The sequence below is a fragment of the Flavobacterium sp. P1_E4 genome, from assembly GCF_056405915.1.
Map to the genome: position 1 here is coordinate 220,087 of NZ_JBFUBE010000004.1, position 21,206 is coordinate 241,292.

Annotated in this window: 16 protein-coding genes; 4 read left to right on the forward strand and 12 right to left on the reverse strand. The window is 33.9% G+C overall.

Features of this window, described 5'->3' with window-relative positions; genetic code table 11:
- Window positions 1-51: 51 nt before the first annotated feature.
- From AC1DY0_RS06260 to AC1DY0_RS06275, 4 genes are all read right to left on the reverse strand, one after another.
- Window positions 52-1,968, reverse strand: a complete 1,917-nt coding sequence (locus AC1DY0_RS06260; protein ID WP_477187779.1) for an arylsulfatase — start codon at window positions 1,966-1,968, stop codon at window positions 52-54.
- A 19-nt stretch (window positions 1,969-1,987) separates the two neighbouring features.
- Window positions 1,988-3,457 carry a RagB/SusD family nutrient uptake outer membrane protein gene (locus AC1DY0_RS06265; protein WP_477187780.1) on the reverse strand — a complete coding sequence of 490 codons (1,470 nt, stop codon included), beginning with the start codon at window positions 3,455-3,457 and terminating at the stop codon, window positions 1,988-1,990.
- Between the two features lie 18 nt (window positions 3,458-3,475).
- Complete coding sequence (locus AC1DY0_RS06270; protein WP_477187781.1) at window positions 3,476-6,604, reverse strand: SusC/RagA family TonB-linked outer membrane protein; 3,129 nt, start codon at window positions 6,602-6,604, stop codon at window positions 3,476-3,478.
- Window positions 6,605-7,400: 796 nt separating this feature from the next.
- Complete coding sequence (locus AC1DY0_RS06275; RefSeq protein WP_477187782.1) at window positions 7,401-8,255, reverse strand: leucine-rich repeat domain-containing protein; 855 nt, start codon at window positions 8,253-8,255, stop codon at window positions 7,401-7,403.
- A 188-nt stretch (window positions 8,256-8,443) separates the two neighbouring features.
- On the opposite strand from AC1DY0_RS06275, the gene AC1DY0_RS06280 reads away from it, so the two are divergent.
- Window positions 8,444-8,932 (forward strand): DUF1761 domain-containing protein, encoded by a 489-nt coding sequence (locus tag AC1DY0_RS06280; protein WP_477187783.1) that lies wholly within the window; start codon window positions 8,444-8,446, stop codon window positions 8,930-8,932.
- 60 nt (window positions 8,933-8,992) lie between these two features.
- Here AC1DY0_RS06280 and AC1DY0_RS06285 read toward each other — a convergent pair whose 3' ends face one another.
- Window positions 8,993-9,271 carry a 4a-hydroxytetrahydrobiopterin dehydratase gene (locus tag AC1DY0_RS06285; RefSeq protein WP_477187784.1) on the reverse strand — a complete coding sequence of 93 codons (279 nt, stop codon included), beginning with the start codon at window positions 9,269-9,271 and terminating at the stop codon, window positions 8,993-8,995.
- Window positions 9,272-9,632: 361 nt separating this feature from the next.
- Here AC1DY0_RS06285 and AC1DY0_RS06290 point away from each other — a divergent pair, with 361 nt between their 5' ends.
- Entirely contained in the window at window positions 9,633-10,781 is a 1,149-nt protein-coding gene (locus AC1DY0_RS06290; protein ID WP_477187785.1) for a GNAT family N-acetyltransferase, read from the forward strand.
- A 9-nt stretch (window positions 10,782-10,790) separates the two neighbouring features.
- Here AC1DY0_RS06290 and AC1DY0_RS06295 read toward each other — a convergent pair whose 3' ends face one another.
- On the reverse strand, window positions 10,791-11,660 hold the full coding sequence (locus tag AC1DY0_RS06295) for a diacylglycerol/lipid kinase family protein (protein ID WP_477187786.1): 870 nt from the start codon (window positions 11,658-11,660) through the stop codon (window positions 10,791-10,793).
- 65 nt (window positions 11,661-11,725) lie between these two features.
- On the opposite strand from AC1DY0_RS06295, the gene AC1DY0_RS06300 reads away from it, so the two are divergent.
- On the forward strand, window positions 11,726-12,691 hold the full coding sequence (locus AC1DY0_RS06300) for an App1 family protein (protein ID WP_477187787.1): 966 nt from the start codon (window positions 11,726-11,728) through the stop codon (window positions 12,689-12,691).
- 47 nt (window positions 12,692-12,738) lie between these two features.
- On the opposite strand, the gene abc-f is transcribed toward AC1DY0_RS06300, so the two are convergent.
- Window positions 12,739-14,646 (reverse strand): ribosomal protection-like ABC-F family protein, encoded by a 1,908-nt coding sequence (abc-f, locus tag AC1DY0_RS06305; RefSeq protein ID WP_477187788.1) that lies wholly within the window; start codon window positions 14,644-14,646, stop codon window positions 12,739-12,741.
- Between the two features lie 74 nt (window positions 14,647-14,720).
- Here abc-f and AC1DY0_RS06310 point away from each other — a divergent pair, with 74 nt between their 5' ends.
- Entirely contained in the window at window positions 14,721-15,101 is a 381-nt protein-coding gene (locus tag AC1DY0_RS06310; protein WP_477187789.1) for a DUF983 domain-containing protein, read from the forward strand.
- Here the strand turns inward: AC1DY0_RS06310 and AC1DY0_RS06315 are convergent, their stop codons facing one another.
- The 5 genes from AC1DY0_RS06315 to porK form a co-directional block, all read right to left on the reverse strand.
- Entirely contained in the window at window positions 15,102-16,160 is a 1,059-nt protein-coding gene (locus AC1DY0_RS06315; RefSeq protein ID WP_477187790.1) for an NAD(P)/FAD-dependent oxidoreductase, read from the reverse strand.
- Between the two features lie 77 nt (window positions 16,161-16,237).
- A complete protein-coding gene (porN, locus tag AC1DY0_RS06320; protein ID WP_477187791.1) occupies window positions 16,238-17,227 on the reverse strand; it encodes a type IX secretion system ring subunit PorN/GldN in 990 nt (329 codons plus the stop codon).
- A 45-nt stretch (window positions 17,228-17,272) separates the two neighbouring features.
- Window positions 17,273-18,832 (reverse strand): type IX secretion system motor protein PorM/GldM, encoded by a 1,560-nt coding sequence (gene porM / locus AC1DY0_RS06325; RefSeq protein WP_477187792.1) that lies wholly within the window; start codon window positions 18,830-18,832, stop codon window positions 17,273-17,275.
- A 52-nt stretch (window positions 18,833-18,884) separates the two neighbouring features.
- Window positions 18,885-19,514 carry a type IX secretion system motor protein PorL/GldL gene (porL, locus tag AC1DY0_RS06330; protein WP_477187793.1) on the reverse strand — a complete coding sequence of 210 codons (630 nt, stop codon included), beginning with the start codon at window positions 19,512-19,514 and terminating at the stop codon, window positions 18,885-18,887.
- A 51-nt stretch (window positions 19,515-19,565) separates the two neighbouring features.
- Window positions 19,566-20,975 (reverse strand): T9SS ring complex lipoprotein PorK/GldK, encoded by a 1,410-nt coding sequence (gene porK / locus AC1DY0_RS06335; RefSeq protein ID WP_477187794.1) that lies wholly within the window; start codon window positions 20,973-20,975, stop codon window positions 19,566-19,568.
- Window positions 20,976-21,206 lie beyond the last annotated feature (231 nt).

Sequence of the window (21,206 nt, forward strand, 5' to 3'; positions counted from 1 at the left end):
AATCAGGCCTTTTTAAGTTCTAATAAAAAGACCTGAATTCCAGATTAAATATTAATTGGTGGTGCCTGATTGCGTTGCTTTATGAATCAACTCCTGAAGATTTTGATTTTTGTCACCAGTTGGGTTATGGATTTTTCTGCCTAACACATCCTGCCAATCAATTAACGGGTAGACATTGTTTTCTTTGGCTTGCTCATCAAACAATTTTTTAAGTTCCTCTAATTTTTCAGGGTACTTACTTGCCAAATTCACACGCTCGTTAAAATCTTCGTTTAGGTTGTATAATTCCCAAACATCATTATCAAAATTGCTTGGTGCTGGTGCTTGATTTTTACCGGCAGTATTTGGTGAGGTAAAAGGATTTGCATGTGCTGCGCCCGCTTTCCAACCATCTTTGTATATGGCTCTGTTGCCAAAAATATAATAGTACTGCACTTTGTGTAATGATTCGGCTTTGGCATCATTCAACGAAGCATATAAAGACGAACCCTGAATAATGTCTTGCTTAATTTCCTTAATTTTTTCAGGGGCTTTAATTCCTGCAATTTCCAATGTAGTAGGAAGAATATCCGTTACGTGACTGTATTGGTTTCTAATTCCTCCTTTTTCCTTAATCCCTTTTGGATAAAAAATAATCAAAGGATTACGTGTTCCTCCTTCTGACTGTGCATCTTGCTTCCAATTTTTAAAAGGTGCATTGGTGGCTTGTGCCCATCCTAATGGGTAGTTTGTATTGAGTCCTTTTGCAGTTCCAATTTCTCCTATATTAGCTAAATTGCTCTGAAGATTTTGTTCCTCAGATACTCCTTGAGCAAATAGATTCTGGCTAATTGTTCCTACTTGAGTACCCTCTTTACTAGCTCCATTGTCTCCAATGGCAACAAAAATCAAGGTATTATCCAATTGATTACTTTCCTTCAAATAATTAACCACTCTTCCAATTTCGTGATCCGTATAGGTAAGGTAACCTGCATAGACTTCCATGAATCTGGCATACACTTTCTTTTGGTCTGGAGTCAGTTTTTTCCAATCACCAATAATAGGATTGCGTTCCGGCAATATTGCATTGGCAGGGATTACACCCAATTTCTTTTGATTAGCCAATACTTTTTCACGATAAACGTCCCAACCCTCATCAAATTTTCCTTTATAGGCATCACTCCAAGAAGCTTCCACTTGATGTGGTGCATGAGCAGCTCCTGGCGCATAGTACAAAAAGAAAGGCTTTCCTGGTGCCGCTTTTTGTTGTTTTTGAATATAACTAATAGCCTTATCGGTAATTAATTCGTTTAAATGGCGACCATCAGGTTTTACGTGTACTTGATCTTCCACTAAGTCAGGATTGTACTGATCCGTTTGTGATCCTAAAAATCCATAAAAATGATCGAATCCTTTTCCTGTTGGCCATCTGTCAAATGGTCCTGCATCTGTAGCATCCTCATCAGGAGTCACTCCATATTTACCCACTGCAAAAGTGTTATAACCGTTCTCCCTTAAAATCTCGGCAATCGTTCCTTTATCCGATGGAATTCTTCCATCCCAACCTGGGAAACCTGCCGATAGAATAGTGTGTGAAAAGCCACTAACGTGAACTCTTCCTGAATTTCTACCTGTCAATAATGCCGCACGAGTTGGAGCACAAATTGCCGTGGTATGAAAATTAGTGTATCGAAGCCCATTATTTGCCAAAGCATCAAAAGTTGGTGTTTGAATTAAACCTCCAAAAGCGCTTGAAGCTCCGAATCCTACGTCGTCCAGTAAAATCCACACTACATTTGGCGCACCAGCTGGCGCTTTTACAGGCTCTGGCCAATATTCTTTGGACTCCGCCAATGTTTTACCGATAACGCCTTTATAGTTTGCATCCGGTTTATTTTGGGCAAAGCCAAATTGTGCAACAAGCAAAGCAGTAACTAGTAGCCCTTTTTGAGGGCTTTTAAATTTTGAACTGATTTTAATATTTTTCATTGTTTTTATAATTTAGTAATTAATAGCCTGGATTTTGTGGTAACCCTACTGGGTCAATATTTCGTTCACTTTGAGGAATTGGATACAAATTGTTTCTTTCGGAAACAGAGTTTTTGGCAGTTACTTTTTTCACTTCGCTAACCAAAATTCCCCAACGCACTAAATCATACCATCTTTGCCCTTCCTGTACAAATTCTTTTTTGCGCTCCTCACGAATAGCATCTCTTAGTTGCACATTTGTAAGTCCTACCAAATCCACTGTTGCATCAGGAGTCGAAATTGCTTTTCCAAAAGCTCTTCTTCTTACTTGATTCACGGCTTCTAGTGCCTCAGCTGTTGGTCCACTTTGTTCATTGGTCGCTTCCGCTAAAGACAAAAGGATATCTGCATAGCGAATCACTGGGAAATTAATCGCCACATTGGAAGGTGTCGCTATGTTTGTAAGGTCCAGATATTTTTTGAAAATCGGTTTAGGAAAAGTAAAAAGCGTTCCTGTTGCAGGATTAGGCAATTGTTTTACATAACTGGCATCTCTTCTTGTATCTCCTTCTGCGTAGATGTCATAAAACAAGGCAACATCCGAGATAATATCTGCCGGTTCAGTGGCCGTAAATCCTGTAAAAGAAGTCGCTTGAAAAGTACTTCCGCTAGAACCATTCCCAGCTTGATTTGGTTCGAACTGAACAGAAAAAATATGTTCTTTCCCATTCTTTTTCGCTTTATTGAATATATCAGCGAAATTTTCGAAAAGCGCGTATCCATAACCACCATTAATGACTTCATTCGATTTAAGAATAGCGTTTGGCCAATCTTTTCTAGTCAAATATACTTTGGCCAAAATCGCTTTTGCTGCTCCCGAAGTCGCACGCCCAGCTTCATTGGCGGCATAAGTTTTAGGCAAACTTTCTGCATCTGTCAAGTCCGAAATAATTTGTGCATAAACGGCATCTACAGTCTCTCTTTTTGACTTTAGACTCTCCACATTAATGGAAGTTGCCTCGTGTAAAACGATTGGAACTCCTCCCCAAAGACGAACTGCCTGAAAGTACAGTAACGCTCTGATGAATTTTGCTTCATTAATCAATCTAGTTTTAACAACCTCCGTACCATTTACTTTAGGAATATTGTCAATAGCTATATTGGCTCTGTTGATTCCGTTATAAATTTGACGCCAAGCCACTTGAACACGATCTGAAGTTGCGTCGTGAGTCAAACTACTCAAAGCTCTTACTTGGGGATTCGTAGCAGAAACACCAGCGGCAGCATAATCTGATGCCATATCGGTCAAGAAATAAAGATTTCTACCAAATAGGCTTTGCTCACCTGGATCAATGCTCAATGAGGCATAAACTGCTGTTACACTCGCAACGGCATCATCTTGTGTTTTGAAGAAATTTTCTTCGGTTATAAAGGAGTCTGGTGTTACCTCCAGCTCCGTGCACGATACTAGTATAGTGACACTTAATAGGAATGTTATTATCTTTTTCATCGTCTAATATTTTTTTACTTAAAAAGTTACGTTCACGCCCGAAATGAATGTTCTAGAATTTGGATAAGCACCAAAGTCAATTCCGGGATATAAATTATTTTGTTCATAGGAGCTTACCTCTGGATCATAGCCTGTGTATTTCGTCCAGGTAACCAAGTTTTCAGCAGATAAATAAAACTTAATGCTTTGGGTTCCTAATTTTGAAGAAACACTCTTAGGAAATGTAAATCCTAATGTGATAAGCTTTAATCTCAAGAAAGAGGCATCTTCCACATAGCGTTCCGAAACAATTCCCAGCGGAGAACTTGAAGCTCTTGGAATTTCATTGCTTGGATTCGTAGGAGTCCAACGATCCAATAAAGTAGCGGCAGCATTGGTTCCAAGAGTAGAGATTTCCAATTGCTGATTCAGCGCGTTAAATACTTTGCCTCCGTAAGCTCCTTGGAAAGAAAATTGTAAATCGAAGTTTTTATAAGCAACAGTGTTGCTGAAACTTCCAACAAATTTTGGTTGCGAACTTCCAAGATCCCCTTTATCAAGAGCGGTAATCACGCCATCTCCATTGGTATCCACATATTTTCTGTCCCCAACTTTTGTATTGGCAAGACTGTTTATTTTTGGTTGTGTATTGATTTCTTCCTGCGTTTGAAAGATCCCATTGGTTTTGTATCCCCAAAAAGTTCCCAAAGGCAATCCCACTTTTACCGTAACAGGCTGTTGTTGCAGCAAAGAACCATTTGGAACCACTGGAAAGAATTGATCGACACCATTTCCAATTTCGACTACTTCGTTTCTATTGGCTGAAAACACAAAGTTTGAGTTCCAAGAAAAATTTTCGGTTTTTATGTTTTCGGTAATCAATCCAATTTCAATACCTTTATTTTCAACTCCACCAATGTTTTGAAGAACAGTAGAATAACCCGAAGTCAACGGAACAGGGACATTTATAAGCAAATCGTTTGTTTTCTTATAATAGGCATCAAAAACAAAATTGATTTTTCTATCCAAAAGCGATAAGTCCAAACCAACATTATATTGCGAAGTTTTTTCCCATCTTAAATCTGGATTTGCCAAACGTGTTGGTGCCAATCCTGTTTGTATTGTACCTCCAAAAGCATAATTAACTGAACCTATTTGTGCTAAAGAAAGATAATTTCCAATTTCTTGATTCCCTGTAGTTCCTACGCTAAATCTAAGTTTTGCGTCGTTTATAACTTTAAGGTCTTTTGCAAAATCTTCTTCGGTAATGTTCCAAGAAAAACCTGCTGATGGAAAATAACCCCAAAGCGATTCAGAACCAAATCTTGAAGAACCATCTGCACGAGCAGATACGGTAAGGTTGTATCGCCCATCATAAGAATAATTCACTCTGGCCAGCCAAGATTTCAATACACTTTCAAATGCTTCACTATATGGCTTTACCGCAACACCATCCTGTAAAGCGTTGTAGGTATTGGCATCATTTACAAATTTATTTGCACCTGCATTAACCACCTCTCCTTGGGTATACTGAAGCGTATATCCTGCCAAAGCAGAAAACTTGTTCTTTTCTCCAAAGTGAGTATTGTAATTCAAAGTGTTTTCATTCAATACTGAACTTACCAATCTGTCCCCAACTGAAGCTAATCCTTTGGTTCCTGCTCCTGTTGTTGTTGTAGATGGAGCATAGTAATTTTGTTTGGTATTAATGACATCTCCACTAACGGCGACTTTAGCCGTAATTTCTTTGTTTACTTTATATTCGCCAAATAAACTAGCCAATGTTCTATTAATAATGGTTTCGTTCACTGTGTTTTCCAAATCATTAATAGGATTACCTATAATTCCATTAACCGCAGTCGAATAAGGGTTATCTGTAAGATTATAAGAACCATCGGCATTTTTAATCGGAACAACAGGCGGTGTGTACAAGGCAACAACTAATGGATTAGGCTGTCTACCTGCGGCTGAACCACCATTAGTTCCTATACCATTTGATATTGAATTGGAATAATTGACATTCACACCAAATTTAAATTTTTGTGAATAGTTTCTCTCGTAATTGGCACGAAGAGAAATTCGTTTGAAATCGGTTCCAATCACAACTCCATCCTGGTCAAAATAACCTGCAGAAACAGCATATCTGGAGCGATCATCCCCTCCTGAAAATGTTAATTGATGACTCTGAATTGGGGCGGTTCTAAATGCAGCAGATTGCCAATCATACCCTCCTGAAGTTTTAAGGGCTTCAATTTGTGCTTGTGAAAATGACGGAGCCTGGCCTATACTCGCCTGAACGTCATTTCGCAAACTTGCCCATTCCGAAGCATTTAGTAAATCTAGTTTTTTGGATACGGATTGAACTCCAAAATATCCCTGATACGAGATGGTATCCAAACCTTTGGTTCCTTTTTTGGTTGTGATAAGAACTACTCCATTCGCACCACGAGATCCGTAGATTGCGGTTGCGGATGCATCTTTCAATACCTCAATGGACTCAATATCGGCTGGATTAATCGTAGAAAGTACATTGACTCCCGCACCTGCATTACTCACTCCTGCAGTACCATTATTATTGTCATTGTAAATCAATACTCCATCCACAACATAAAGAGGTTCGTTACCAGCCGTAATTGAGTTACCTCCTCTAATACGAACACTAGAAGTGGCGCCAGGTCTCCCTGAACTTTGAGTAACTACTACCCCAGGTACGGCTCCCCTCAATAAATTATCTGCAGAAGAAGTAACTTGATTTAAATTTGCTTTGGGAACAGAGGCTATGGCTCCAGTGATGTCTTTTCTCTTTTGAGTACCATAACCTACAACTACTAACCCACTGAGCTCTTGAACGTCTTCTTCCAAATTGATGGTAACAGGGCTTCCATCAGCAATGTATTCCGTTTTTTTATAGCCTATATAAGTTACAACTAAGGTATAAGGAAATTTTTGACCCGTTTGAAAATAAAATTTACCTTCCGAATCTGTTAACACTGCGTGCGTGGTTCCTTTAATAGTCACGGTAGCTCCTGCAACAGGCAAATTTGTGATTTTATTGACTACAGTTCCGTCTAGTTTCGACTGGATAAGCGGTTTAGTATTTTGGGCATAAATTCCGAATGAAACCAGAAAAATGCCAATCCATAAAAGATTATATAATATTTTTTTCATTACTTTGTTTTGGTTTAATAAATAAGGAGTTTGAAAACTGATTTCAATCAATTTTCATTTTCCGACTAACGATAACATTTTTTTAAGCCTGCCATTTCTGTTGCCGCAGAAATGGCTTTTTTTTTATCTACAACACATTCGTTTTTTCATTTTATTTCTTTTTGATTAGTATTAGTATTTGAATTGGGTATTATTTTAAAAAAATCCATAGATCAAAGAGTCTAAATAATTTATATCGAATTGAATAAATTATTTTGAAATTGAACATTGTAAAAATGTAAAATGGAATAAATCGAAGACTCTAACAGCAACAACACATTCGACGAAGAGTGTCGAATGAGATAGATCCTTGCATGATCAAAAAAGGGATGTTTTTGATTGTCTTCACAATTTTAGTTTTAGTGTTAATATCGTTTTTTTAAACTCTACTATTTCTATAGACAAAAGTAAGTTAAAATTATTAACCACCAAAAAAAAATACAACTATTTACTAAAAAAATGTTAATCATCATTAAACAAACACACAAAACTCTATAAATCAATAAATTATATTTTATTAAAAAATTGATTATGCTGAAAAAAATATTAGTAGGTGTAGTAAAATGCATTTTTTTAATACCCTAAAATAAAACCTAAGCTTGGCAAAATTCAAATTTGGAAGAAAAAATTGTATCAATTAAGTTGTATCCCAAAAAAAAAGCGCAATAATTTAGAAACTAAATTACTGCGCTTTGGCAACCATGAAAAATCAATATTACTAACTAACTAACAAACTCTATTTATATTAACTTATAACTTATTCATCCGCTGCTAAAACTCCTTTTGCATTATTTGAAACTTCCAATTGAAATGCAACACCAGATTCATTAATCATAGTAAGATTAAAACCCTCTTTTTGAGCTAAAGCTTGGGACACCGCACCAGAAAAAGAATTATAAGATAAATTAACACTTTGCAAATTATCTAATTTTGCTATGGTGTACGGGATGTGTCCATTCATTTTATTATCAAACAAACTCAAATTTTCAAGTGCTTTTAAATTTTCTACGCTCCAGCTAATTTGCCCCGAAAATTTATTACTGCTTAAGACCAATTCTTTTAGATTCTTTAGTTCATATAATGAAGCCGGAAGCGGACCCGATAATTCATTATTAAATAAAGACACAACTTGTAATTCTTTTAAATCCCCAATGTGATTAGGTAATTCCCCTGAAAGCTGATTCATGAAAATCATCAGTGTATTTAAATGCGGAATTTCACAAATGGAGTTTGGTATTGATCCAGACAACTTATTAAAAGAAAGATTTAATACTTTTAAGTTTTTCAGTTTCCCAATCTTTTCAGGGATTGTTCCCGAAATTTGGTTTTTAAACAGATTCAATTCTTCCAAATTTTTAAAATCTGTAATTTCTGTAGGCAATGTACCGACCAGGTTATTATTGGAAAGATCAATTCCAACTACTTTATCATTTTGAATTTTAACACCATGCCAAGTCGAAACTGGGGCATTCAAATCCCATTTTACTTTCCATTGGCTACCATTTGTACTTTGATTCAATTTTATCAAAATATTTTTCTCAGAATTAGGAACGTTTGCCAATAATGAAATCGAAAAAACAACTGTAAGAAATAATGTAACGATACTTTTCATAATCCTTTATTTTTACGTTTAACAAAACAAAAGTAATGCCAAAATTCCATTAAATGCTAAAATAATCGATTAAATACACATTATTGTTATTTATATACTATTTATATTACTTAATTTGAATTTAGACGACTTCAAATACATAACAAAAAATTAATTACATTTGATGTATAACCTTAAAACCTTAAATTATGGAAATGAATTGGATAGCAATTTTTGTAAGTGCATTAGCAACATTAGTAGTTGGATTTGTTTGGTACAACCCAAAAGTATTCGGTAGCATTTGGATGAAAGAAACTGGCCTCACCCAAGAGGAACTGCAAAAAGGAAATATGCTAAAGATTTTTGGGCTAACCTATATTTTCTCTCTTTTTATTGTCATAACCGAAATGTCATTAACAATCCATCAATCAGGAGCGATAGGAATGGTTGGTGGTGGAATGAAAATTAATGAAGCACTTCCTTCTTTCAAAGCTTTTATGGCAGATTATGGGACTGCCTTTAGAACATTCAAACATGGCGCTTTACACGGATTTATATCTGGCTTATTATTTGCCTTTCCAATAATTGGTATTAACGGTTTATTCGAAAGAAAATCTTGGAAATATATTTTTATCCATGCTGGGTATTGGATTGTCACCTTGACTATTATAGGATCTTTGGTTTGTGGGTGGATGTAAACCAATGCCAAAAATAATTAAGCCTTATTTCTATATTGTGTAGAAATAAGGCTTTTTTTATTAGAACAAACCTTCAATTTGAGTGGCCAATTCAAAATCTTTGGTTGTCACCCCTCCCGAATCGTGTGTATTCAAGCGGATATTCACTTTATTATATACATTAAAAAGTTCTGGATGATGATTCATCCTTTCGGCCAATACACCAACCTGCACTATAAAACCAAGTGCCTGTGTGAAATTCTTAAATTTAAAATCCTTTTCTATCGCATTTTCCTTAAAATGCCATTCTTTTAAATTCTCCAAAAAGGGGCTTGCTGATTCTTCTGTATATGTTTGCATAATCGTTTCTTTTGCATAAAGTTAGGGAAAGATGCTGAGATTCAAAGTATCAAGTTTCTAAGATTTTGAAAAAGAATAATTACAGAATTCATAAAATTCAAAACATAGTTCGCTTATTTATGTTTTTCTTTTTTTAGATAATACCAAACTAGCAAAATGTTTCCCTTTAGCCCCGATTGCTTCGCCAGTTCGCTTCGCTCGTGTGAAGTGAAAATCCTCCCGGTTTTTTTTCGGGAGATTGTAACGAATAGCGGGACAATGCCGAAAAAAGTGCGAAATGTTTCTGCTCCAAATCCAACTTAGAAACTTAATAACAATTCCATATAAATTGGTTAAATTTGAAAAAATATACTTACTCAATTTGAAAACAACACTTTCATATAAAATTTACGAGACCAATGCCCAACTTCCAGAAAACTGGAATGATCTAGGTTCTAAAAATATTTTTTTGTCCAAAGAGTATTTTGAAATTCTTGAAAAGTCGGCTCCCAGCAATATGATTTGTCATTATATTGGTCTTTTTAAGGACCAAAATTTAGTAGGTATAGCAATCTCCCAATTTTTGGATTTAAATAAATTGGAATCTTTTGGCGATAGAGATCGATGCGTTAAGGCTTCTGTTCGAAAATTTATCTTGAAAAATTTTGCTTCACATGTTTTGCTCATAGGTAATAACATGCTCACAGGACAAAACTCATTTGTTTTTTCGGATTCTTTATCTTCAATTGAAGGTATTAAAGCCTTAAAAAAAGCAACTGAAGATTTGAAATTGAAGTTGAAATCGATGGGCAAAAAAGTGCATATCACCACGTTTAAAGATTATACTCTAAAAGATGTAGAAAACTTCAAGTCGGATGTCTTTAAAAAAAACTATAAATACTGTATTCAGCCCAACATGACCTTTGCCATCCGAGATGAATGGCATTCTGAGCAGGATTACATCGATTCCTTGATCAAAAAGTATCGTGACCAATACAAAAGAGCGCGAAAAAAAGCAGAAGGAATTGAAAAAAGAAAATTACACCTGGAAGACATTATTAGGTATGAAGAAACTATTTATGACTTATACCACCATGTTGCCCAAAATGCACCTTTCAATACATTTTTTCTAACCAAGAATCATTTTAGAATTTTCAAGGAAACGTTAAAAGACAATTTCTTATTCTATGGTTATTTTTTGGACGGTAAACTTATTGGTTTCAACACATTAATTAAAAATGGCAACACAATAGACACTTATTTTTTGGGCTATGACGATACTGTTCAAAGAGAAAAAATGCTGTATTTAAATATGCTTTATGATATGATTGCATATTCTATAAATAAAGGCTACAAAGAAATTATTTTTTCAAGAACGGCTTTGGAAATTAAAAGTTCTGTTGGGGCAAAGCCAATGGAAATGTTCGGTTTTATGGAACACAGTAATTCAAGCATCAACAAACATGTTCCTAAAATATTTCCAAAATTGGAACCCGAAATTATATGGCAGGAAAGAAATCCTTTTAAATAATTCAAAAAATCATGCAACAGCAACCTTTAATTGTTTGTGCAAAATAGAAATTTCCAAATTACTTTCGGCCCCACAATATTCACCATCAATTTGAAAGTTTACGGGAATATTCGTTTTTATGGTGGCTTTGTCTGTCGAGATTATTTCAATATCATCTGATTCAATTGACATATTGCCAGTGATAATTTGTCCAAAAACAAACAAGTCCAAATTTTTTAAAATAACTAATTCAAATTTGCCATCGTTCATTACTCCGTCTGGATTAATTATTACTCCCGTTCCATACTTTTGAGAATTGGCAATAACAATCATTCTGGCCACACATGTAATAGTTTGATTATTGGCGGTGATTGTTGCTTCAAAAGGATCTTGCAAATCTATCAAAGTAGTATACGCTTGTAGGGCATATCCCCACATGCCACGCGTTTCACTATTTTCATAATTTTTAACGAGATCGGCATTTAGTCCAATATCACTCAGATGCAAACTTTTTTTTCCATTGATAGCAATCATGTCCATCTCAATATAATTACCATAAAAAGCAATCTGTAGATTTTCTTCAAGCGTTAACGGTAAATTCAAATCAACTGACAATCCATTTGCGGAACCCGCTGGCAAAATTCCAAGAATTACATCATGGTTTTCTATGGCCTCTGCAACCATTTTTATTGTTCCATCACCACCTGCAACTAAAATTCTTTCGGGTTGGTACTTTTTATATAATTCAGTTATTCTAACTAAATCACCCTCGCCTGAAGTCTCATATAAAATGAGTTCCAAATTTTCTTTTTCAGTATAAATACTGGCCGCATCAACAAATTGAGTTTTATCAACATCACCCGATATCGGATTAACTACCATAATAATACTCTTTTTCATAATTTGGGTTAGTATGTTAATTAAAAACAATAAATTTAGAAAGAAAACGAAACTAATCATATCAAATGAAGCCTTTTTTAAAATTATATCGGGGATATGCCAATGAACAGGAACTCATCGTTATGGGGCATGTCTTTAATTCCAACAAAGTCAGAGATTATGATTATAAAAAGAATAATTTTAAAAATGCGGCAGCTATAATTAATTTATTTCGAACAAAAACAAAAGCAAATACAGATGTTTATTTAAAGTATAAAAATTCAACTATACATACTAAAACATTAGATGATGGTTATTTTAAATTTTGCATCCCTGTAGACTTAACTGTTGGTTTTGGCTGGATTGATTATGAAGTAAGCATCATTCACAATAATGAAAGCATAGTCGAAAAAGGAAGTTATATTCGCCCCACCCAAGGCAGTCTCGGAATTATATCAGACATTGATGATACTTTTTTAATTTCGTACACATCAAATCCTTTAAAAAAACTGTATGTTTTATTGTTTAGAAATGTAAACAGCAGAAAAATTTACCGAAACGTCGTTTCTCATTATCAAGCCTTAAGCTCCGCAGGCAGAAATAATAAAAACGAACAGAATGCTTTTTTTTATGTGTCAAGCAGTGAATGGAATTTATATACTTTTATAATCCGCTTTACTGAGATTCATCAATTACCCAGAGCGGTTTTATTGCTAAAAGACATCAAAACTAGTTTGAAAGATTTTGTTTTCACTGGCAGAGGAGGTCACAACCATAAATTTGAAAAAATAAAACATATTCTGGAATTTTATCCAAATCTAAAATACGTTCTATTAGGCGATGATTCACAAGAGGACCCCTATTTATATGAAAATATCTGTAAAATTTTCCCCGTAAATGTAAAAGCTGTTTATATCAGACAAACTGGAAGTTCTAAGTCAGAAAAAGTAATAGAAGTGCTAAACAATTTGAAGGAATTGAATGTTGAAATTTGMTATTTTAAAAACAGCGAAGAAGCCATTGAGCATTCAAAAAATATTGAAGTTATTTAAATCAGGATTACCTATAAAAAAAGCTCCAAAATGGAGCTTCTCTTTTTTTACAAATTATCTATTTCTTCCTGAACAACTTCCCAATCTAGAAGCAATTTATCTAACTCTGCTTTCTTTTTGTTATAAGCTATAAAAAAGGAAGCGTCTTCAATATGTTTATCATAATTGGAAGCCAACAATTTATCATCATGCTGAATGTCTTTTTCCAGTTGCTTAATTTGGCTTTCTACTTTACTTAACTTGTTTTGTAAAGCTTTGCCTTTTTTCTGATCTTCATAGGAAGCTTTGTTGCTTTCTTTTGCAACAGTAGCTTTCAGAGCATCTTTTTTCTCCACTTCGCGCATATTTTCCATATTGCGTTCTTCCAAGAAATAATTAATATCTCCTAAATATTCTCTGATTCGTTGATCTTTGAATTCGTAAACGATATTAGACATTCCTTGCAAGAAATCTCTATCGTGAGAAACTAACAGCAAAGTTCCACCAAATTTTTGCAAAGCAGCTTTCAAAACGTTCTTAGATTTTATATCCAAGTGATTTGTAGGCTCATCCATCAACAACACATTAATAGGTTGCAACAACAATTTACATAGCGCTAGGCGGTTTCTTTCACCTCCAGAAAGCACTTTTACCTTTTTCTCAACATCATCACCACGAAATAAGAAAGAACCCAGCATATCGCGCACTTTCATTCTATTCGTATCCATCGCTGCATCTTCCATAGTTTGCAACAAGGTAATTTCACCATCAAGATATTCTGCTTGGTTCTGGGCAAAATAACCTAACTGTACATTATGACCTAATTTAATAGAACCTTGGTATTCAAATTCATCAACTATCGCTTTAATGAATGTCGATTTTCCTTGACCATTTTGACCAACAAATGCAATCTTGCTACCACGTTCCACTAATAAGCTAATATCCTTAAGAATGGTTTTATCACCATAGCTTTTGGTCACATTTTCAGCTTCTATAACTACTCTACCTGGCTCTTTAGAAACAGGAAAAGAAATATTCATAACCGAATTATCATCCTCATCAACTTCAATTCGTTCTACTTTATCCAGCTTTTTGATTAAAGATTGTGCCATCGAAGCTTTAGAAGCTTTGGCTCTAAACTTTTCAATCAACTTCTCAGTTTCTTCAATTTTCTTTGCTTGATTTTTCTGGGTCGCTAATTGTTTTTCACGAATTTCATGACGCAATTCTAAATACTGAGAATATGGCTTATTGAAATCATAAGCTTTACCAAGAGATATTTCAATAGTTCTATTGGTTACATTATCCAAAAACATCTTATCATGCGAAACAATAACTACAACCCCAGGATAATTACGTAAAAAGCTTTCCAACCAAATGATACTTTCTATATCCAAGTGATTCGTAGGCTCATCCAGCAACAACACGTCATTTGACTGCAATAACAATTTAGCTAATTCGATACGCATTCTCCAACCTCCCGAAAAAGTTTCAGTTTGATTGTCAAAAACTTCACGCTTGAAACCTAATCCTAAAAGAATCTTTTCGGTATCACCAACATAATTATATCCTCCCAACAATTCAAAACGGTGAGTATAATCAGAAAGGTCTTCGATAATTTTACTGTATTCTTCACTTTCATAATCGGTACGAGTTACCAAAAGGTGATTAATTTCAGCTAACTTTTTTTCAACAATTTTAATTTCAGTAAAAGCTTCATAGGCCTCTTCCAAAACCGTTCTTCCAACTTCAAAATCAATATCCTGACGCAAGAAACCCATTCGAATCTCCTTCTCTTGAGAAATTACTCCCGAGTCTGGAGCAAAATCTTTTGCTAGTATTTTAAGCATAGTCGATTTCCCTGCACCATTCTTTCCGACAAGACCAACTCGATCACCCGCACCCAATCGAAAAGTCACTTCCTCAAACAAATAAGAACCACCAAACGAAACCGATAAATTGTGTATATTAAGCATGTATTATTATTTTATTCCTTTATGAATTAGTAAATTTGGTCTTTCTAAAAATAGAAAAATTAAATTTTTTGCAAATGTTAAAAAAAGGATCCAAACTATATAGCATTTTAACAGGAACTTGTCCAAAATGCATGAATGAGAGTATGTATGTGGACAAAAATCCTTTACATTTAGGTTCAGTACTCAAAATGAATGAACATTGTAGCCATTGCGGACTAAAATACCAAATTGAACCTTCCTTCTTTTATGGAGCTATGTATGTTAGCTATGGTTTGAATGTTGCCGTTGGAATTGCAGCTTTTATCGTATCATATCTTATATTCAAAACAAGCATACAAACTTCCTTCATTTCAATTATTGCTTCATTAATTATATTGTTTCCAATAGTTCTAAGATGGTCCAGAAACATTTACATCAACATGTTTGTTTCTTATGACCCTACAACAAAAATTTAATTAAGATTTTCCTTTACGTTTATTGGTAAATCTTTTGATATCGATTTCCTTATCCAGCAAAATATCATTTTCGATATTATCAAACAATGCTTTGGCCATTGCTGGACCAAGCATTACACCACGAGTTCCCAATCCATTCAATATATGAACTCTTTTAAATTCTGCATGAGATCCTACTAATGGTCTTCTGTCTCTAACTGTCGGACGAACTCCTGCATAGTGCTCAATTATTTCAAAATCACATGAAATAATTTCTTTAATTCTATCAATTAATTCTGCTCTTCCTTCTTCAGTGGGTAAATTAGTTTTATCTTTCCAATTATATGTAGCCCCAACTTTGAATAAGTCATTACCCAATGGCAAAATAAAAACACTGGTATTTACAATAACATCCAGGTTTAAATGCGGTGCCTTAATAATGAACAATTCTCCTTTTGTACCATCTAAAGGAAGTTCATTAAAAAAAGGATTGGCGTTTAGACCAAATCCTTCTGCAAACACAATATGCTTTGCATCAATATCTTTATAAGAAACTCTATCATCTTTAACAATTAAAGCATCATAATCAAAAGTTTCGGTTCTCAAAAGTTGGTGTGATAACAAATAGTCATGATATTCAGAAACCAACAAAGCAGTATCAACATATCCGGTCTGTAATACTTCACCATAACCAAAAGGGGAATCAATACCTTCAAAAGTTTTAAAAATTAAAGAAGTAGACAAAAAAGGAGCCAAAGCAGGTTTATCAGAAGCAGCAAACCAATTATTTTGTTCTTCGATAGAAAAAAACTTTCTTAGTATAGGAATTTTGAAATCGACCTTTGATTCAATTTTATCATTAAGGCGTGAGTAAAAACCATCCATTAATTGTAATTGCTCTTGAGCTTGCCAAACTTCACTAAAGCGCTTTAAGATAACCGGATTATAAAGCCCTCCTGCTATTTTAGAGGAATTTTGAGAATTATCATTAAAAACTACAACAGTTTTATTGTTCAACAAGGCTGTCTCCGCAAAAGAAATACCCGCTAAACCAGATCCAACAATTATATAATCAATCATAAGTAATGCAATAAATATAAAAAACAAAAACTCTTACTTAAATTAAGTAAGAGTTTTTGTTGTAAAACATTAAGGAATTAGTAATTCCACATATCATGTTCGAAATCACGAATTTTATCTTTTATTCTATCAGATTCCAATAATTGATTCAAAGCATTTTCGTTTACGTATTCAGTAATTAAACGGTCACCATAAACATTTTCTTCTTTGTAAATTACACCGCTAAATTGACGTGAATCTAAAATTCTATCAAACGAAACTGGCATAGCCGAGTTTTTCTCGTTGAAAGCCAAATACTGGTGTAAATAATCACGTATTGAAGGATAAAATATCCAGAATAAATCAATATAATCAGGATTTTCACTTCCAACTTCTCTAGCTTCCGGAGCGATTGGACAAATACCCAATAAACGATATTTCAATTCACTTTGACGTTTATCAAAATACCAATACCCTTTTAATTTGTATCCTGTGATATCTTGTGCAGTAAGTTCTCTTTTATCAATAAATTGAGGATCTAAAGCTTTAGCAACGGGAACAGTAGCAGGACCAACCACTTTTACTTTTTTACCTTTAACAGTTTTATAAGTAACCGACGATTTTGCTTTTGGGTAATACAAATCTCTATTGGCATTTACTTCTTCTCTACCAGCATTGGTAGTATCTATATAAGTAAATGAACTACTCATATCTTTGAAAGTTTTTTTGGTATTAAAATAATCATCAGCATACACTTCAGTTATTTTATTTGTCTTAATACCTTTAATCAAAACATCAAATAATGATCTTCTGTCTTTTCCAATATTAGTAGAATCGATTGGGAAATAAAGAGGAAAATTAAATCTTTCGCTCAAATCAACAATCTCCCATGTAGTTTTACCCATCAATATATCTCTATCATCAACGTAACCATAAGCCAAAGGCTTATCATTGTCAAGAGATACTTGAGATTTAGTTTTTACTCCAATTTGATCTGGTGTCTTAGCATTCAGCAAATTAGACTGTGCAAATGAAGAAAAACTTCCCGCAACAAATGCTATAACCGCAACTAAATTTTTAGTCTTCATCTTTATTAATTATTAAGTTATTTAAGTAGAATAGTAACTTAAATATTATTGTATTTCGTAAATTACTACAGCTGTTCTTGAAAGCATGATGTCAGAACCAACCAATTTAGTTTTAATATCTGAAATAGTAACTTGATCACCTCTTGTAGCTCTTGCTAAAGCAGTTTTACATTGTGCATTTACTCTATCACCAGAAACTATAACTGCAGCTTGACCAGCAACTTTTAGAGTAAATCCAACAACATTCAAATTAACATTAAAATCGAAATCAGGTAATTTAGCTGATATCTGAGAAACTTCTAAACGAGACTTAGCTCCTTTAACAATTCCCATTTCTCCACCAATTGCACCAACTGGAGGTGGAATACCTTTGATTCTATATGCTTTTTTATCAGATACTTTAGATCCATCAGGTAAAGTACCAGTTACATTGATAACCACTTCAGAACCTTGTCCTGGATTCATATTATAAGAACCTGGCTTACCCGCAGAACTTAAACCTGGAGCTGATGCTGACACTTTATCAGAAGAAACACCTGCAAAAGAAATTGTCATAGGGTTAATAACTCCTCTATAAACTACATTCATTTTATCTGCAGAAATAGTTGCTGAATTAGGTTTTGGAACCACTACATAATTTCCTATAATTGGAATAGCTACTGGTTTACCATCTTCCATAAAAGTAAAGTTACCATTAATATCATGCTCACCAACATTACCTGCACCAAAACTAAAATCAACTTGACCATCATGTAAAGCAGAACCAAGATTTAAGTTACTACCGTTCACAACAACTTTAGTAGGAACTGTTGCTTTATCAAAACGTCCTAAAACAATTTTTCCTTTTACAGCCTCTCCAGCGAAAAATGCAGATTTTTCAGGAATTACAATTGCAGTATAATTTTTCATAGATGCAGCTGCAACAGCAGTTGAACCCGTTAATCTGCTCAAAATTTGATTTTCAATAGTATTAACATCATTTTGAATAGCAGTTAATTTAGCTACAGAAGCAATAAGAGGGAAATGTTTAAAATTATAATCTAAATTATTTTTCTTTACCCCTTCTCTATCAACTACATCACCAGTATTAAACTTAGTATTAAATTCAGCTGCAATATCTTTAAATTTAGCATCACTACCGATTGCTGATTTAATAGCTGATTTATAAGCCTCTACGGCAGCAACAACTTCTTTACCTTTTGCAGATAAACCATCACCACTAAACCAAGATTCATCCAATTTTGATGAATTATCCATAGTCTCGTATGGCAATTTACCGTTCTCTTCTCTTTTAATATCTTTAGTAAAATCTGATTTTAAAGATTCTACATATTTATAAAAAGCAATAGTTGCAACGTTAACTTTTTTCCCAATTTCATTAGGAACTTTATATTGCTCAGGCTTATCTTGTGCTTTAAGATCTAAATCCGCTAAAATAGCTTCATTTGAAGTTAATGCTAAATTATTAGCTGTTTCAAATCTCTCGTTTATTAATCCAAATGCTGATAATACTTCTTTGGACATATTTAATGCTAACATTGCGATGAAAACCAAGTACATCAGGTTTATCATCTTCTGTCTAGGGGTTAATTTTCCTCCTGCCATTTTTTCTAATTAGTTTATTATTTAATATTATAATATATAGTTAAAAAACTAATTATCCTTTATTACTCATTGCAGTAAGCATACCACCATATACATTGTTTAAAGATGCAATATTTGCCGTCATTGATTGCATTTGCTCTTTCAATTTACTTGCATTCTCAGCAATCTCTTTATTAGCCTCAGCATTTCTAGAAGCACTTTCTAATTGTACTTTATACAAACTATTTAAAGATTCCATTTGTGCAGCTGCCATAGATAATTCTTCACTGTATTTTTTAGTCGCAGAGATAGAATCAACTGTAGGAGAAATATTTCTTGAAGCATCTTCAAAATTTCTAATACTATTACCAAGGCTACTCATTAATGCACCATCAATTTTAGCTTCTTTCAACATTGCATCTAATTTAGATGACAACATTCCATCAGCATCATCAGAAACAACTTCTTTTTTATCAGATTTTTCACCACCTGCTAATTCAGGATAAACTAATGACCAATCTAATTCATGTTCAACTGGCTCAAATGCCGATAGAGCAAAAATGAAAGCTTCTGTACAAAGACCAATTATTAATAATGCACTAGCTCCAGGGTAATGTTGAATTTTAAATAGGGCTCCGATAATTACTACTGCCGCTCCCATACCATAGGTAAAATTCATTGCTTTTTTGCTCAATACTGCCATCTTGTAAAAATTTTAAAGTTAATTTATAGGTTATTTTTATTTAAATTTGGGTTATTTTTTTTTGTTACCGGTTGTTTGAGTTCCCATATAATCTTGAACTGTTCTGAATCCGATATAACTTCTGGATGAATCTGCGTATTCAAATGCACGAGTACTTACTTGAAGGAAATAAGAAACATCTTTCCAAGACCCCCCTCTTACAACTTTACGTTTATTTGAGTTATCTATAACTGCAGGATTCATTGTGGATACAAACTCATAAGCATTAGCATCATAAGCAGAATCCGTCCATTCAGATACATTACCAGCCATGTTATATAAATCATAACCATTAGGCTCATAAGATTTAGCTTCTACAGTATACAAGGCCTGATCTGCAGCATAATCCCCTCTGTTAGGCTTAAAATTAGCCATAAAACATCCTCTATCACTTTTTGTATAAGGACCACCCCATGGAAAAGTAGCTGATTCAAGACCTCCTCTTGCAGCGTACTCCCACTCTGCTTCTGTAGGCAATCTAAAAGAGTTCACATTATCTACATGATTTTTCTTAGATTTCAAATAACTATTTTTATTTAAAGTTCTCCATTCGCAGAAAGCTTTTGCTTGACTCCACGTAACACCAACTACAGGATACTCACCATAAGCTTTGTGCCAAAAATAATCATTATGCATCGGCTCATTATAAGAATATGCAAAATCCTTAATCCAAACAGTAGTATCTGGATATACTTTAACCTCTTCAGTTCTAATGAAATCCTGTCTTTTCCCTACTTTAGCCTTAGCAGCAGCTTGGATATCCATCCAAGTATATCGAAATTTAAGTTTATTTACATCAATAGTTCTCAATCCATTATAAGATGCTTCTAAAGGCAAATACATAGAATCCATAACTTCTGTGTAAAATTCATCTGGATATTTTTTAACGTCATTAACTAATTTAGCTTTTCTATCCAATCTTTTATAAGCATTCGGATCTTTATCTGTACCGATACTATAATAGTTGTCATACATATATTTATCGTATGCTGTCATTTTTTCAGGATCGGAATTATTATTACTAAAAGAATAATCAGCTATACTTCCTGTATTCTTTCCTTTACCTTTCCCATCACTAGCTGCACCTTGACCACTTTCTTCAGCCAAAATAGCCAAACGAAAACGAATTGTAGAATCTTTTACCCACTCCACAAATTGGCGGTATTCACTATTTGTAATCTCTGTTTCGTCCATATAAAATGCTCTAACAGTAACTGTTTTTGTTGGTGCGTCGGCAACATTAGCAACATCATCATCAGATTTACCCATGATATATGAGCCACCAGGAACCAGTGTCATTCCATAAGGTTTTTCAGGATGCCACTTTGCTCCTTTTACACCAACCAACTCTCCTTTGTCGCTTGATCTACCACAGCTAATCAACACTGTTAAAATTGCCGTAAATGCAATGAAATTCTTCATAAAAATTGGGGTTATCTATTCATTATTAATAGGACTGCAAACGTATTTATTTTTTATCTAAAAAACAATTCTTTTATAGTCACTTAATATTTGGTCAAATGTATGTTAAAAATTCTTAAAAAAAAATATTTTATCGCCAAAGTGCTAAAAAAGAACGATAAAAAACATCATTTTTAAAAATTTGTAAGTATATCGCAAATATCTAAAATATTCACATAAAATTAACGCTTT

Bases quoted from the DNA above. Each gene is read 5' to 3' on its own strand.
- AC1DY0_RS06260 (WP_477187779.1), bottom strand. From the start codon at position 1,968: ATGAAAAATATTAAAATCAGTTCAAAATTTAAAAGCCCTCAAAAAGGG.
- AC1DY0_RS06265 (WP_477187780.1), bottom strand. From the start codon at position 3,457: ATGAAAAAGATAATAACATTCCTATTAAGTGTCACTATACTAGTATCG.
- AC1DY0_RS06270 (WP_477187781.1), bottom strand. From the start codon at position 6,604: ATGAAAAAAATATTATATAATCTTTTATGGATTGGCATTTTTCTGGTT.
- AC1DY0_RS06275 (WP_477187782.1), bottom strand. From the start codon at position 8,255: ATGAAAAGTATCGTTACATTATTTCTTACAGTTGTTTTTTCGATTTCA.
- AC1DY0_RS06280 (WP_477187783.1), top strand. From the start codon at position 8,444: ATGGAAATGAATTGGATAGCAATTTTTGTAAGTGCATTAGCAACATTA.
- AC1DY0_RS06285 (WP_477187784.1), bottom strand. From the start codon at position 9,271: ATGCAAACATATACAGAAGAATCAGCAAGCCCCTTTTTGGAGAATTTA.
- AC1DY0_RS06295 (WP_477187786.1), bottom strand. From the start codon at position 11,660: ATGAAAAAGAGTATTATTATGGTAGTTAATCCGATATCGGGTGATGTT.
- abc-f (WP_477187788.1), bottom strand. From the start codon at position 14,646: ATGCTTAATATACACAATTTATCGGTTTCGTTTGGTGGTTCTTATTTG.
- AC1DY0_RS06310 (WP_477187789.1), top strand. From the start codon at position 14,721: ATGTTAAAAAAAGGATCCAAACTATATAGCATTTTAACAGGAACTTGT.
- AC1DY0_RS06315 (WP_477187790.1), bottom strand. From the start codon at position 16,160: ATGATTGATTATATAATTGTTGGATCTGGTTTAGCGGGTATTTCTTTT.
- porN (WP_477187791.1), bottom strand. From the start codon at position 17,227: ATGAAGACTAAAAATTTAGTTGCGGTTATAGCATTTGTTGCGGGAAGT.
- porM (WP_477187792.1), bottom strand. From the start codon at position 18,832: ATGGCAGGAGGAAAATTAACCCCTAGACAGAAGATGATAAACCTGATG.
- porL (WP_477187793.1), bottom strand. From the start codon at position 19,514: ATGGCAGTATTGAGCAAAAAAGCAATGAATTTTACCTATGGTATGGGA.
- porK (WP_477187794.1), bottom strand. From the start codon at position 20,975: ATGAAGAATTTCATTGCATTTACGGCAATTTTAACAGTGTTGATTAGC.